This is a genomic window from Chryseomicrobium aureum (assembly GCF_043182735.1).
Lineage (GTDB): Bacteria > Bacillota > Bacilli > Bacillales_A > Planococcaceae > Chryseomicrobium > Chryseomicrobium aureum.
Map to the genome: position 1 here is coordinate 1,642,511 of NZ_CP171117.1, position 14,605 is coordinate 1,657,115.

The 14,605-nt window shown below is 42.2% G+C and carries 11 protein-coding genes; 4 read left to right on the forward strand and 7 right to left on the reverse strand.

Features of this window, described 5'->3' with window-relative positions:
* Positions 1 to 33: 33 nt before the first annotated feature.
* Positions 34 to 1,302: a tyrosine--tRNA ligase gene (gene tyrS, locus ACF3OH_RS08595; protein WP_392454084.1), complete on the reverse strand. Its 1,269-nt coding sequence runs from the start codon at positions 1,300 to 1,302 to the stop codon at positions 34 to 36.
* Between the two features lie 348 nt (positions 1,303 to 1,650).
* Between tyrS and ACF3OH_RS08600 the strand changes: the two genes are divergently transcribed.
* A complete protein-coding gene (locus tag ACF3OH_RS08600) occupies positions 1,651 to 4,623 on the forward strand; it encodes a transglycosylase domain-containing protein (protein ID WP_392454086.1) in 2,973 nt (990 codons plus the stop codon).
* Between the two features lie 86 nt (positions 4,624 to 4,709).
* Here ACF3OH_RS08600 and acsA read toward each other — a convergent pair whose 3' ends face one another.
* The gene (gene acsA, locus ACF3OH_RS08605; RefSeq protein WP_392454088.1) at positions 4,710 to 6,428 is read right to left on the reverse strand and encodes an acetate--CoA ligase; all 1,719 of its coding nucleotides are present in this window, start codon (positions 6,426 to 6,428) and stop codon (positions 4,710 to 4,712) included.
* Positions 6,429 to 6,573: 145 nt separating this feature from the next.
* On the opposite strand from acsA, the gene ACF3OH_RS08610 reads away from it, so the two are divergent.
* Genes ACF3OH_RS08610 through ACF3OH_RS08620 form a run of 3 tightly spaced genes read left to right on the forward strand, consistent with a single transcriptional unit; the run spans position 6,574 to position 9,022 of the window.
* Positions 6,574 to 7,206 carry a GNAT family N-acetyltransferase gene (locus ACF3OH_RS08610; RefSeq protein ID WP_204590480.1) on the forward strand — a complete coding sequence of 211 codons (633 nt, stop codon included), beginning with the start codon at positions 6,574 to 6,576 and terminating at the stop codon, positions 7,204 to 7,206.
* A gap of 11 nt (positions 7,207 to 7,217) precedes the next feature.
* Positions 7,218 to 7,859 carry an acetoin utilization AcuB family protein gene (locus ACF3OH_RS08615; protein ID WP_392454090.1) on the forward strand — a complete coding sequence of 214 codons (642 nt, stop codon included), beginning with the start codon at positions 7,218 to 7,220 and terminating at the stop codon, positions 7,857 to 7,859.
* Positions 7,835 to 9,022, forward strand: a complete 1,188-nt coding sequence (locus ACF3OH_RS08620; RefSeq protein WP_392454092.1) for an acetoin utilization protein AcuC — start codon at positions 7,835 to 7,837, stop codon at positions 9,020 to 9,022. Before ACF3OH_RS08615 ends, ACF3OH_RS08620 begins: the two co-directional genes overlap by 25 nt.
* A 678-nt stretch (positions 9,023 to 9,700) precedes the next feature.
* Here the strand turns inward: ACF3OH_RS08620 and ccpA are convergent.
* From ccpA to murC, 5 genes are all read right to left on the reverse strand, one after another.
* Entirely contained in the window at positions 9,701 to 10,699 is a 999-nt protein-coding gene (gene ccpA / locus ACF3OH_RS08625) for a catabolite control protein A (RefSeq protein WP_204590483.1), read from the reverse strand.
* 140 nt (positions 10,700 to 10,839) lie between these two features.
* Positions 10,840 to 11,925 (reverse strand): bifunctional 3-deoxy-7-phosphoheptulonate synthase/chorismate mutase, encoded by a 1,086-nt coding sequence (locus ACF3OH_RS08630; RefSeq protein WP_392454094.1) that lies wholly within the window; start codon positions 11,923 to 11,925, stop codon positions 10,840 to 10,842.
* A gap of 178 nt (positions 11,926 to 12,103) precedes the next feature.
* The gene (locus ACF3OH_RS08635; RefSeq protein ID WP_204590485.1) at positions 12,104 to 12,649 is read right to left on the reverse strand and encodes a YtxH domain-containing protein; all 546 of its coding nucleotides are present in this window, start codon (positions 12,647 to 12,649) and stop codon (positions 12,104 to 12,106) included.
* An 11-nt stretch (positions 12,650 to 12,660) separates the two neighbouring features.
* A complete protein-coding gene (locus ACF3OH_RS08640; RefSeq protein ID WP_204590486.1) occupies positions 12,661 to 13,149 on the reverse strand; it encodes a DUF948 domain-containing protein in 489 nt (162 codons plus the stop codon).
* Positions 13,150 to 13,307: 158 nt separating this feature from the next.
* Positions 13,308 to 14,603 carry a UDP-N-acetylmuramate--L-alanine ligase gene (gene murC / locus ACF3OH_RS08645; protein WP_392454097.1) on the reverse strand — a complete coding sequence of 432 codons (1,296 nt, stop codon included), beginning with the start codon at positions 14,601 to 14,603 and terminating at the stop codon, positions 13,308 to 13,310.
* Positions 14,604 to 14,605 lie beyond the last annotated feature (2 nt).

Here is a 14,605-nt window from a genome sequence, read left to right on the forward strand (position 1 = left end):
ATTTTGATTTTTTTCACTAATTATTACTACCATCTACTGTAAGAAATGTATCATCTTATAGTTTTTCTTTCCTCTTCTTACAATTAGGAATTGATCGTCTAGACGATCTGAACCACTCACGATATACGCCACATCCGTTACTTTTTCCCCATTTAGTGAGATAGCCCCATTTGATACATCTTCACGGGCTTGACGTTTTGATGGAGAAACACCCGCTTCAATTAGCAAGTCCACAATGTTTTTCTCTTCTTTTGCAACTTCTGCGGACGGAACATCTTTAAATGCGTCTTTCATTTCAGCAACAGATAGTTCTTTCAAGTTTCCACTAAATAGCGCTTGGGAGATTCGGACTGCTTGCTCATGCGCATCCACCCCATGAATCAATTCTGTCATCTCTTTTGCAAGGCGCTTTTGTGCTTCTCGAAGATGTGGCTGCTCTTCTACTGCTTTCTCAAGTTGTTCAATTTCAGTACGCTCGATAAACGTAAAGATTTTCAAGTATTTAATCACATCTGCGTCTGCAGTGTTGATCCAGAATTGGAAGAATTCATATGGAGACGTTTTAGAAGCATCTAACCAAACTGCTCCTCCTGCTGTTTTTCCAAATTTTGTCCCATCTGCTTTTGTTACTAGTGGAATCGTGATACCGAATGCTTTTGCTTCTTCATCATGTGTTTTACGAATCATTTCAAGTCCTGTCGTAATATTCCCCCACTGATCGGATCCACCAATCTGCACGCGACAGTTGTGGTGATTGTACAAATGATTAAAGTCAATTCCTTGAATAAGTGTGTATGCAAATTCAGTGAAAGAAAGACCAGAATCTAAACGAGATGAAATCGAATCTTTTGCAAGCAAGTAATTGATATTCACAAGTTTACCGTAATCGCGTAAGAAGTCGATGATTGTCATCGAACTGATCCAGTCTTTATTGTTGACCATCTTCGCACCGTTTTCTGTGTCAAAGTCAAAAATTCGCTTCATTTGTTCAGCAATCGCTGCGACATTTTGATCGACTTGTTCCATCGTCTGCAGTTGGCGTTCCTCAGAGCGTCCAGATGGATCTCCGATTGTTCCTGTTGCTCCACCCACTAACAGGATAGGTTGATGCCCATGCATTTGAAAGCGACGCAACGTAAGTAGTGGCACAATGTGGCCGATATGCATACTGTCAGCTGTAGGATCAACTCCACAGTAAAGAGCTACTTTCTCTTTCTCAAGAAGAGCGGCCATTCCCTCTTCATCAGTTTGTTGATATAACAAGCCTCTCCAGCTTAAATCGTCTAGTAATTGTTTTGACATTGTTTTTCCTCCTTTTTGCGATTTCCAACAAAAAAAGTCCCTGCATCAAAAAGATGCAGGGACGCTTGTTTGCGCGGTACCACCCAGTTTAGAAAGGAGCTATCTCCTTCTCACTCGAATGACGTTAACGCCGTCATACGTCAAGCTCCTAAACTGTACTTCACTTATGGGAATGTCTGGTTTGCAGCACCCACCAGATTTCTAATGGCATCATCCAAAAGCTACTCGCATTTATTCATCGCTTAAATATACCCCTATTTTACCGATTTCCATAGAGTTGTCAATAACTATCGAAATTTACTTGCTAAATATGGTATAATGAAGTGATTTTTTAGGGGGTGCACGACCTTGAGTTTGAAGGAACGATTAGATAACTGGACCCGTTCGAAATGGGCCAAAGCATTACGTATCACTGGAAGTGTTTTTTGGAATCTGGCATTGATTGTTCTCGTTCTGTTTCTAGTACTTGGTGCGTTTGGTGCATCTGTTGGTGCAGGTTATTTTGCAGCTCTTGTCAAAGACGAGCCGTTGCGATCACCTGAACAGATGAAAAACGCCGTATTTACGTATGAAGAGACATCTGAAATCTATTTCAAAGATAATAATTATTTTGGAAAGATGCGAACAGATCTCGAGCGAACAGAAACAAAGCTCGATGCCGTCTCTGAGAATGTCTTAAATGCAGTATTTGCAACAGAAGATGAATATTTTGAAGTACACGATGGAATCGTGCCAAAAGCTGTTCTTCGCGGATTAGTACAAGATATTACAAATGCGGACACACAGACAGGTGGATCCACACTGACGCAACAAATCATTAAAAACCAAATCCTCACTAATGAAGTTTCTTACTCTCGTAAAGCAAAAGAGCTACTATTGGCTATGCGCTTAGAAGAATATATGGGGAAAGATGAAATTTTAGAAGCATACTTGAACATCATTCCGTATGGTCGAAATTCAAGTGGACGCAATATTGCTGGGATCGAGACGGCTGCGCAAGGGATTTTTGGTGTAGAAGCAAAAGACTTGAACCTCGCCCAAGCTGCTTACATCGCAGGAATTCCACAAGCTCCTTATCGCTACACACCTTTCACTAGTAAAGGTGAGTTAAAAGATGCTGAAGGATTACAACCTGGAATCGACCGGATGAAGACGGTTCTCTTCCGTATGAATGAGACAGAGTATATTACGGATGCTGAGTATCAAGAGGCTCTAGCATATGACATTACAAAAGACTTTAAACCACGTGAAGCCTCTACGTATGAAGACTTACCTTGGTTAACGATTGAAGTTGAAGAACGAGTCACGACAATCATGGCAAAAATCTTAGCCGAGCGTGACGGTCTTGATCCAGACCGCGTAGATGGCGACTCCTCTCTTCGAACAGAATATCGTCAACTAGCACGTCAAGAAATTGCTACTGGTGGATACCGCATCCACACAACGATTGACGAAGGCTTAATGCGAAAAATGGAAGAAATAAAAGACTCTTACGATATGTATGGGTATACACGTGTGAAAGAAGTAAAGAACGAAGAAACTGGTGAAATTGAAACAGTTGAAGAACCGGTTCAAGTTGGTGGAATGCTTTTAGAAAACCAAACGGGTCGTATTCTTGCTTTCATGGGTGGTCGTGACCATAACCTTGAAGCCTTGAATCACTCTACGACTGCCTTCCGTTCTCCTGGTTCAACATTCAAACCTTTAATGGTCTATGCTCCAGCCATTGAGTACGGACTTGTAGGTGCAGGTTCACCGGTGGTCGATGTAAAGTTCTCTTTAACAGATGCATCGAATTCTGGTTGGGAACCGTCGAACTACAATCCGAACCAAGAAAAAGGAATCATTTCTGTACGTAGTGCTTTGACAACTTCTCAAAACTTAACTGCGGTTCGCTTGTATGATGAAGTCAAACAACGCCAACCGATTGATTTGCTACACAAAATGGGCTTTAGCAGTGTAGAAAAGAAAGAGAATGACTACCCTTCTATCTCTATTGGAGGAACAACGACAGGCGTCACTATTGAAGACAATACAAATGCATTTTCGATGTTTGCGAACAATGGATCATTTGTCGATGCTTACTTAATTGAAAAAATCGAAGATGTTGACGGCAACGTCGTATTTGAGCACAAAGCTGAGCCTGTTCAAGTATTTAGTCCAGCGACTTCTTACATCATGAACGATATGATGCGCGATGTATTTGATGAGGGAACAGCAACTGTTGCCAATTCTCGTCTAAAGTTTAACTCAGACTTTGCTGGAAAAACTGGTACAACACAAGACCATAAAGATTCTTGGTTGATCGGCTACAATCCAAACGTGACATTGAGCGTATGGCTCGGATATGACAATTACAACTTTAAAGCAGGAGATAACACACTGTTCTATATGAACAACACGTATGGTCATCCTTCTGTTCGCTCGAATACTTTATGGGCGAATATTATGAACGGACTGTATGATGTAAATCCAGAATTGATTGCTGCACCGAATAAAACGTTCCAACGTCCTGAAGGTGTGGTAGAACGATCATTCTGTAGTATTTCTGGTCTTGCACCATCATCTGCTTGTTCTAATGCAGGACTTGTACGTTCCGACTTATTTAACGCAGCTGCTTTCTTACCAACTAAACCTGATGATAGTTTAGTGAGCTCATCGTATGTAACAATCAATGGCAATCGCTACCGTGCTCTTGAAAGCACACCACAAGAGTTCGTTGTGAGAGGCGGATTTGGTGTAAGCGAGTCCTTCATTGAACGTATGCTTGGTCGCTTCGGTGGCAACGCGAGTAAGTTATTCCCTGAAAACTCAGGTTTTGCTTCAAATGTAGTTTCAGAAGATGTATTCCAAGCAGATGATGCAGCTCCATCTGGTGTAACAGCTTCCGTTTCAGGAGATGTTATGACATGGACAGATTCTGGTTCTGCTGATGTTGTCGGATACTATATTTATCAAGGCTCTACACGAATAGCAGCTGTTCCACAAGCTAGCGCAAACCGATACACACTTGGTGGATTTGGAGATTACTCTGTTCGTGCAGTCGATATTACAGGTAAACAATCTGCACCATCAAATGCCATTACGCGTGAGCGCCCTGAGCCAGAGCCTGCTCCAACTCCTACCCCAACAACTCCACCTGCGACTGGTGGCGGGGATGGCGGCGGAAATTCTGGTGGCGGAAATTCTGGTGGTGGTAACTCTGGCGGTGGCAACTCTGGCGGCGGGAATGGCGGAGGCACTGGCGGTGGAGATGACACGGATCCAGTCGACCCGGTAGAACCTGAAGAGCCAGAAGAACCCGAAGAAGGTACTGAATAGAATAAAAGTTAGAGCATAAGTGCATCATAGAACATACGAAAGGGAGTTTCTCAAAATTTGAGAAACTCCCTTTTTGCTTTACCTTTTTAATCTTCCATTGTCGATAAGTCACCCGTCGGTAGATTCAATTCCCACGCTTTTAAAACGCGACGCATGATCTTTCCACTTCGTGTTTTTGGAAGTTTGTCTTTGAATTCAATTTCACGAGGAGCAGCATGTGCAGCCAGTCCTTTTTTCACGAACTGCTGAATCTCAGCGACCAGCTCATCCGATTGCTCATAGCCTTCGTTTAAAGCGATGAACGCCTTTATGATTTCACCGCGGACCGGATCTGGTTTTCCGATGACGCCAGCTTCCATAACAGCCGGATGTTCAATTAATTTACTTTCTACTTCGAACGGCCCTACTCGCTCACCTGACGTCATGATGACATCATCCACGCGCCCCTGGAACCAGAAATACCCGTCTTCATCCATATACGCCGAATCTCCTGAGAAATACCATTCATCGTTCATGAAATACGAGTCATACTTCTCTTTATTGTTCCATACTTCTCGCATCATCGATGGCCAACCTTTTTTAATGGCTAGATTCCCCATTGTTAGCGGTGGTACTTCATTTCCTTCGTTGTCGATGATAGCTGCATACACGCCTGGAATTGGTTTCCCCATCGAGCCTGGCTTGATTGCCATCGTCGGGTAATTACAAATCATCTGACCTCCTGTTTCAGTCATCCACCATGTGTCGTGGATACGAAGCCCAAATACTTGCATGCCCCATTTCACAACTTCTGGATTTAACGGCTCCCCAACCGATAACAAGTGGCGAAGAGTTGATAAGTCATACTCTTTTACAAGGTTGTCCCCTGCTCCCATCAACATGCGGAAAGCTGTCGGTGCACTATACCAAACTGTCACACCATAGTCTTGAATTGCTTTATACCACGCATCTGGTGAGAAACGTCCACCTAAAATAAGAGATGTTGTCCCTGTCAGCCAAGGACCAAAGATTCCGTATACAGTACCCGTAACCCAGCCTGGATCCGCAGTACACCAGTAAATATCATTCTCTTTAACATCCATGACCCACTTCATCGTGTGGTAGTGTTGAACCATCGCACCATGTACATGTAAGATTCCTTTTGGCTTACCAGTAGAACCCGATGTGTAATGAAGCACTAAACCATCTTCTTGATCAACCCACACCGTATCAAACTTGTCACTTGCTTCTTGAAGGCCTGCTGTAAAATCAACATACTTCTCATCAAAAGAATCATACTCCCCAACGAGGAAGATTGTTTCAAGTTTTGGAAGCTTGTCGACAGGTACGCGACTGAGAAGTTCTGGAGTAGTCACTAATACTTTCGCATCGCTGTCATCTAAACGGTCATACACCGCGCCTTCCATGAATGCTTCAAACAAAGGCCCTACAATTACTCCCATCTTTAATGCACCTAAAAGTGCAAAATACAACTCCGGTGAACGTGGCATGAAGATGAACATGCGGTCCCCTTTTTCAAGAGATGAATATTTAGAAAGCGTATTTGCCGCTCGATTTACATTGCGCATCATTTCGTAAAACGTATAGCTTTCCTTACGATCATTGTCTTGATAAAAGAGCGCCACTTTATTCTTGTTTGAAGAATATGCATGACGGTCAATCGCCTCATGTACAATGTTCATTTTCCCCGTCTTGTGCCAGTCAAATACCTCAGATGCACTATCCCATGAGAAATCTTTTGAGAACGATTCATACTCCGAAAGATTATAGTTTCCTTGAACTGCTGCTAATGTTTCAAGTTTCATACTGTCACCCCTTCTATGTAAGTACCCCCTTATTTTACCTAAAGTTATTTCGTTTGTACAACTATTCTGAATGTTTCTTGAAAGCGCACACATTTTCTAGGGTATACGGTATAATGGATAAGAGTAAAATGAAGGTGGTGTGCATGTGATTCATAAAAAAACCTACAATGCCATTGAAGTGAAAACAAAACACGGAACTGTGATCGTAGAAGGTCCTGTGCCAAGTGAGGAAATTGCTTCTTTGCAGTTTCACGAGGATTTGACCTCTTTCCGTGTCCCCGATCAACAACATAAAGCAATTATCGATATTGCAAAGTTACCGGAAGGCCGTTTGATTATTGTTCGAGAGCAAACAACTATTGTCGGGTATGCGACATTCTTGCACCCAGACCCTCTTGAACGCTGGTCGAAAGGAAACATGGAAAATTTGATTGAACTCGGTGCAATCGAAGTGATTCCGAAATACCGAGGAAGCGGAGTAGGAAAAAGTCTATTAAAGGTTTCGATGATGGACGATGCGATGAACGATTACATTGTCATCACAACGGAATATTATTGGCACTGGGATTTAAAAGGAACAGGTTTAAACGTATGGGAATACCGAAAAGTAATGGAAAAAATGATGAATGCGGGTGGACTTGAATATTTCGCTACAGATGACCCAGAAATTAGTTCGCACCCGGCAAACTGTTTAATGGCTCGCATCGGCTCACGCGTCGATAATGATTCTATTCAACAATTTGATCAGCTACGATTTATGAATCGTTTCATGTACTAGGAGGCTCGCTCATGATTATCGAAGAAATTATGAATACGGATGTGGCTACGCTCCTTCCCACGCAAACATTGAGAGAAGCGGCTGCCACACTTCGAGAAAAAAAAATACGCCACATTGCAGTTGTGAATGACGAACGCGAAGTACTCGGTGTCATTACTGATCGTGATATCAAACAAGCAACACCTTCAAATCTGTTGGATTCAGATGACTATAGCGTGCTTGATACACCGATTGAAAAAATCATGACTCCAAACCCTATTACTGGTCATCCTCTTGACTTTGTGGAAGAAACCGCTACCATTTTTTACGACAATCGTATCGGGTGCTTACCAATTGTCAGTAAAGGAAAACTTGTGGGAATGATTACAGAGTCCGACATGCTTTATAAATTCATTGAGTTAACAGGCGTTACGCAACCCGGTTCTCAAATTGAAATCCGTGTTCCAAATAAATCAGGTGTATTGTTTGAAGTCTCTAAAGTCTTTTACGAACACCGTGTAAACGTCTTGTCTGTACTGGTCTATCCTGATAAAAAAGACGAGCTCTACAAGATTCTTGTGATTCGAGTAAAAACGATCAATCCCCTAAAGCTCGTTTCTGCTCTTGAAAAAGAAGGGTTTGACGTCATATGGCCAAGTCACCCGACACTGTAAACGAAGCTGTATTTGTCTATTCAGAAGACCAATTGGGGTACCGGTTTTCAGATACACATCCATTCAACCAGAAACGTTTGACACTGACGGTTGATTTATTAACAAAAATGAATGCGCTTTCAAAAGAACAAATTGTCGAACCTCGTATGGCCACTGACGAAGAACTCGCGTTGGCACACGACATGCGCTATATCGACGCTGTAAAAAAAGCGAGCGAGCCAGATTGCAATGCAGAGGAATTTGAAGCGTACGGCATTGGCACGGAAGACACGCCACTATTTGTTGGCATGCACGAAGCAAGTGCCCGTCTTGTCGGAAGTACGTTGACTGCAGTCGACTATGTAATGGAAGGTAAAGCGAAACATGCGGTTAACTTGGGTGGTGGCCTGCATCATGGATTCCGAGGAAAAGCTTCAGGATTTTGTGTTTATAACGATAGCTCTGTAGCAATTCGGTATATGCAGCAAAAATACAATGCTCGCGTTCTGTATATCGATACGGATGCGCATCATGGGGACGGTGTACAATGGTGTTTTTACGATGACCCAAATGTATGCACAATCTCGATTCATGAGACAGGTCGCTACCTTTTCCCTGGAACGGGGAATATCACAGAGCGTGGTTCAGGTGAAGGCTATGGGACTTCGTTCAATTTCCCAATCGATGCCTTCACAGAAGACGAATCGTTTTTAGAGATTTACCGTGCTGCATTCCGGGAAATCGTAGAGCATTTTAAGCCAGATGTGATTTTGACGCAAAATGGTGCAGATGCTCATTACTTTGATCCTCTTACACATTTATATGGAACAATCGAAACCTACAAAGAGATTCCTAAACTAGCGCATGAACTTGCGCATGAATATTGTGGGGGGAAATGGATTGCGGTTGGCGGCGGCGGTTATGATATTTGGCGCGTAGTCCCTCGTGCATGGTCGCTGATCTGGTTGGAAATGTCGGATCAACCGGCACCTACTGGGGAGTTACCAAAAACGTGGTTAGAGCGATGGGAGCAAGAAAGCCCAGTCCCCCTCATACCGACATGGGAAGATCCGTCCCCTCTTTACGAAGCTATTCCTCGTAAAGCAGAAATCACAGAGAAGAATCAGCAGATGTTAGAGAAGTCTTTGTACATTATTCGGAATGAGAAAAAAATGAGTCTTTAGATGTGGAGCCGACTGGTTAGAAATTGTGCGAGAAGACAGCGTGGACTGTGAAGCGCTTTTTGCTTCATAGGCTGCGATGGCTTCTTGCGGGATTTCTAGGAGGCGAAACTCGATTCCATTTAGATGTGGAGAACGCCACTCTAAAACGTTGAGTTCCACTGCGGGGCTGCTTTCCGTGGGCGCTGCGTGAGCTTCCTCGTCGCAAGCGCCTGCGGGATCTCACGGCAGACTGGAATCCCACTGGAGTCAACCCCTCCATTCCACTCAACTTTAGTTTTTATCACAGAATCTTTTAGAAGCTCTTTGACTTTAGTTCACTACTACGGTGATTATTACATTAATTCGGCTGATTGTGACGTTAGCAGCTTCCATTATGACGTTAGCGAAGCTCATTGTTACATTGCTCATATTATGGAAACTAATTGTACAGCTGCAAATGTATTTCAAACAAATACTACAAAAAAGGCCCCCACCAGAAAAGAAATTTCTGGTTGGAGGCCTTTTTTAGCGTCTAATTAAATATAGTTTAGGATAGCGAGTGCATGCTAATTAACTGGAGAGAAAAATTCTATGATCTTCTTCTTGAAGAAATGTTGAGATAAATTGAAATGACTTTTGTATACTAAATGAGCCCCCTGGAAATGGCGTTCTGGATGGAGGGCGACTTAAATTCAAGTATTACTTCACTGACTGACGTTCTTCGAGACGGTACGGCAAAATAACTGTACCCTCTTCGACTTTTTCATTGTTCATGTACTTCGTAAGTAGACGCATCGAAACCGCACCAATATCATATAGAGGCATTGCAATACTTGTTAATTGCGGGCGCACCATACGGGTTAATTTTGAATCTTCAAAACTGATGATTTCAATATCACCTGGGACATTTAGATTTGCATCTTTTGCGCCTTGCAAAATGCCGATTGCAATCTCATCATTTCCTGCAAAATAAGCAGTTGGAGGTTGCTTTAGGCTTTGGAGTTGTTCAAACGCACGAATCCCTTCCTCATATGTATTCTCGACCTCTACAATCAAGTCCGAGTCTACTTCAAGGTCTGCAGCATCCAAAGCTTTCTCGTATCCTGTGAGCTTGTGCAAACGATTAATGGAGGACTTCAACGAACCGGTCACATAAGCAATTCGTTGATGACCGTTTTGAATTAGTCGTTCAACAGCTTGAACTGCCGCTTCATGATATTCGATATTCACAGAAGGCGTATCCGTCGCTTGATCTAAAGTCCCTGCAAGAACCATCGGGATAGATGAACGTTTCATTTCATCACGGAGCTCATTTGATAATTGATCACTCATCAACACTACGCCATCCACTTGTTTACTCAATAAAGTCGAGAGCAGTTGCGCTTCTTTTTGAGGCTGTTGGTCTGAGTTCGTCAGAATAATGTTATAGCGATACATTGTTGCGATATCTTCAATTCCACGCACAAGTTCTGCATAAAAGACATTCGAGATGTCGGGAATAATAACGCCAACAGTTTTTGTTTTTTTACTTGCTAATCCACGTGCTACTGCATTTGGACGATAATCAAGACGTTCAATGACGGCAAGAACTTTCTGGCGAGTTGCCGGCTTTACATTTTGGTTGCCATTTACTACACGTGAGACTGTAGCCATTGAGACATTTGCTTCACGTGCTACATCATAAATCGTGACTGTCATGGTTTTCTCCCCTTTGTCAGGTACTATTTAACTTAGTATACAATACTTTTGTATGAAAAACGTATAAAATCATGGCATTTCATGAAAGGAAATCATTTACTTTTAACAACGAAAAAAAGCACCCCGAAGGATGCTCAGTTTTATGCGTGAATCTCATGAGATTTCATGAAATTTTGTAATGAACTGTAGAACTCATCAAATTGCTTCAAGTTCATTTGTTGAGCTTGATCTGATAAAGCAACAGCTGGATCTGGATGAACCTCTGCCATCACTCCATCTGCTCCAATGGCAAGAGCAGCTTTTGCTGCTGGTAACAAGATATCACGACGCCCTGTTGAGTGCGTAACATCTACAAATACTGGCAAGTGCGTTTCTTGTTTCAAAATTGGCACCGCAGAAATATCTAATGTGTTGCGTGTTGCTTTTTCATACGTACGGATACCACGCTCACAAAGAATGATTTGATCATTTCCTTGCGACATGATGTATTCTGCAGCATGAACAAATTCGTCCAGTGTCGCTGAGATTCCACGTTTTAGAAGAACCGGTTTATCTATTGAACCAACTGCTTTTAATAGTTCGAAGTTCTGCATGTTGCGAGCACCCACTTGAATCACATCGATGTAATCAAGTGCTTCTTCTAAATGTCCAGGTGTAACAATTTCAGATACCACGCCCAAACCGAACTCATCTGAAATTTGTTTCAGGATTTTTAATCCATCTAGACCAAGTCCTTGGAAATCGTATGGAGACGTACGTGGCTTGTATGCTCCCCCACGGATAAGTTTTAACCCTTTGGATTGAATTGATGCGGCAACCTCTGCCACTTGTGTGTAGGATTCAACTGCACAAGGTCCAAATACGAATGATGGTTTTCCTTGTCCAATTGGCTCTCCGTTCACAGTAACAATTGTATCTTCTGCTTTCTTTTTACGGGATACCAATAAGGCTTTCTTTTGGTCGTCCACTTGTAGTTCTAAAGCAGTCTTAAAGATTTCTTTGAAAATATGTTCGACTGTAGATTGTGGGAGAGGCCCCTGATTGGATTCTTTTAAAAGATCCAGCATATTGCGCTCACGCAGAGGATCATAGCGATTCACACCTGATTTCTCTTTGACTTTACCGATTTCTTGAACAACTGTTGCGCGTTCATTAATAAGTTTGAGAATTTCGGTGTTCAGCTCGTCGACACGGCTGCGTAGTGTTTCTAATTCTGATTGACTCATTGTGTTGCTCCTCTCCTATGATGCGGTTGAATTTCTGAAAATTGTACTTCATTTTCGAGATACTGTCTATTATAAGGAAGTAGAGTTGAAAAGTCACGTAAAATAATTTAACGCTTCAACTCGTTAAAGTTATTTAGCAAAAAATACACCCCGCATTGCGAGGTGTTGGTGCCTATTACTATTTTTTTTCTTCTGAATCTTTTAATGCGTCTGAGAAAGCTTCGCCCACTGGAGAAGTTTCTGTATCTACATCTTCTACTGTATTTGATACAGTTTCCAGTACGTCCATTTCTTCTTCACCTTCAGATGAAGCAGTGCCATCATCCATCGGAGGAGTTTGGTTCTTCTTCACTTTACTTAATAACTGGTTAGAAGAATCCGAAACTTTTTTAGAGATTTCTGTCGTTTTTGTTTTAGCGTTTTGAGAAAGATCAGCTGACTTTTCTTTAATAGTTAAAGCTTGTTCAGAGATAGTACCACGTAGTTCAGTTCCACTTTTTGGTGCTAGTAACAAAGCAGTAGCTGCTCCGATGATTCCTCCTACTAATGCGCCTAACAAAAAGTCTTTGCTTGCAGATTCTTCACGGTAGATTTCATCATGACCCACATAATTTTGTGGTGCATAGAACGTCTCACCTTGTGACGCATAAGAAGCTTCGTGATCGTAATACTCTGTATTTTTGCGGCTATCGCCATAACTTGGTTTATTTGAGTAGTTTGTCATCGTAATTCCTCCTATAAAGTAGATTGATATGATGAATCTTCTTGCTTCGTTTGTTTTGCTTTATACGTATAGTAACCCGCTTCTTCTAATGATTTACGCTCTTTCCATTGATCGCGAATCCCTAATACTACATTGCTCCACTGCACAACTTGTGCAATTTTGTCTTCATTTTTTTCAACTTCATTCGTTACAGAGCTTGTAATACGCTGCATAGATGAATTGAACTGGTTAACAGTATCCCCAAATCCTTTAACAGATGTGACAAGACCGTTTAATTGAGAAGATTTGTATTGAATATCTTCTGTTAGAGCGTTTGTTTTGTGTAGTAATAGTGCCGTTTCTTTTGTCATGTCTTGCAGGTTGGAATCTAAGTGCTCGACTGTAACAGCAACGTTGGCCAATGTTTTCTTTACTGAAAACAAGGTAATCGCCATGCTGACACAGAGAACAAGGAATCCGACTGCTGCAATAACGGCAGCTATGTACAATAAGTTCTCCATCTACTGTTCCTCCTTTAGCTAACTTTCAATTGCTAGTTTTAGTATACCCTGTGACATCCAAGATAAACTCCACTGCTTCTTTTTTCCCATGTTCCTATTATGGCAATAGTGCTCCTTAGATTTCAAGTGAAAATAAAAAACCGCCCCGAGGCACGGTTTTAAATCAACTTCTCAAAAGCCTGCTGGAATTTCTGGACGTCTCCTGCTCCCATGAACAGGAACACTGCGTCTTCGTGGACCAAAAGTGGTGACACATCACTTTCCGATAAAATTGCACTGTTTGGCGTCAATTTCTGAAGATCATGAATCGTTAACTCCCCTTGTGCTTCACGAGCAGATGCAAAAATCTCACAGAGATAGATCTTATCTGCTTTACTCAATGCGTCTGCAAACTCATCTAAGAATTTTGCAGTACGTGAGAACGTATGAGGTTGGAAGACAGCAATCACTTCTTTGTCTGGATACTTCTGACGAGCAGACTGAATTGTAGCTGTAATTTCAGTTGGATGGTGTGCATAATCATCGATTAGTACACGTGCGTCTTTAAACGTTTCTGTGAAACGACGTTTAACCCCTCCGAATGTTGATAGACCTTTGGCAATCGCTTCTGCTGGAATCTCTTCAAAATGACAAAGTGCGATGACTGCTAGTGCATTTTGAATCGTGTGATCGCCGTACATCGGGATATGGAATCGGTGATAAAACTCATCACGGATCATCACATCAAACGTAGTACCATCCGGGGTCTTCTCGATGGATGTCGCTTGGAAATCGTTGCCACTCTCAATCCCGTAATAGATAACCGGAACCGAAGCCGTGATTTTCAGTAAGTCATCGTCATCTCCACAAGCAAAGATTGCTTTTTTGACTTGAGACGCCATCTCTTGGAACGCAGAGAATACGTCTTCTTTACTAGTGAAATAATCTGGGTGATCAAAATCAATATTTGTCATCACAGCATAATCTGGATGATACGCTAGGAAATGTCGACGGTACTCACACGCTTCAAACACAAAGTTCTCAGCATCTGCTAAGCCGTTCCCCGTTCCGTCCCCAATTAAATAAGAGGTTGGTGAATACACGTTCAAAACGTGTGATAACAAACCAGTAGTTGAAGTCTTCCCATGTGCTCCTGTTACAGCAACAGATGTGAACTGACTCATATAATTCCCTAAGAAAGTATGATAGCGAATAATTTCTGCACCGGCAGTTCGTGCTTTTTCAAGCTCCGGATGAGAATCTGGATACGCATTTCCTGCAATCACAATCATCTCTGCGGTAATATCTGCTTGTTCGAATTCATAAACATTGATTCCTCGTTCATGAAGAGGTTTTTCAGTGAAAAAGAACTCTGATTTATCTGAGCCTTGAACGTGATGGCCCACGTCATGGAGGATTTGAGCGAGCGAGCTCATCCCCGATCCTTTAATTCCTGTAAAATGATAGGTTGTCACTT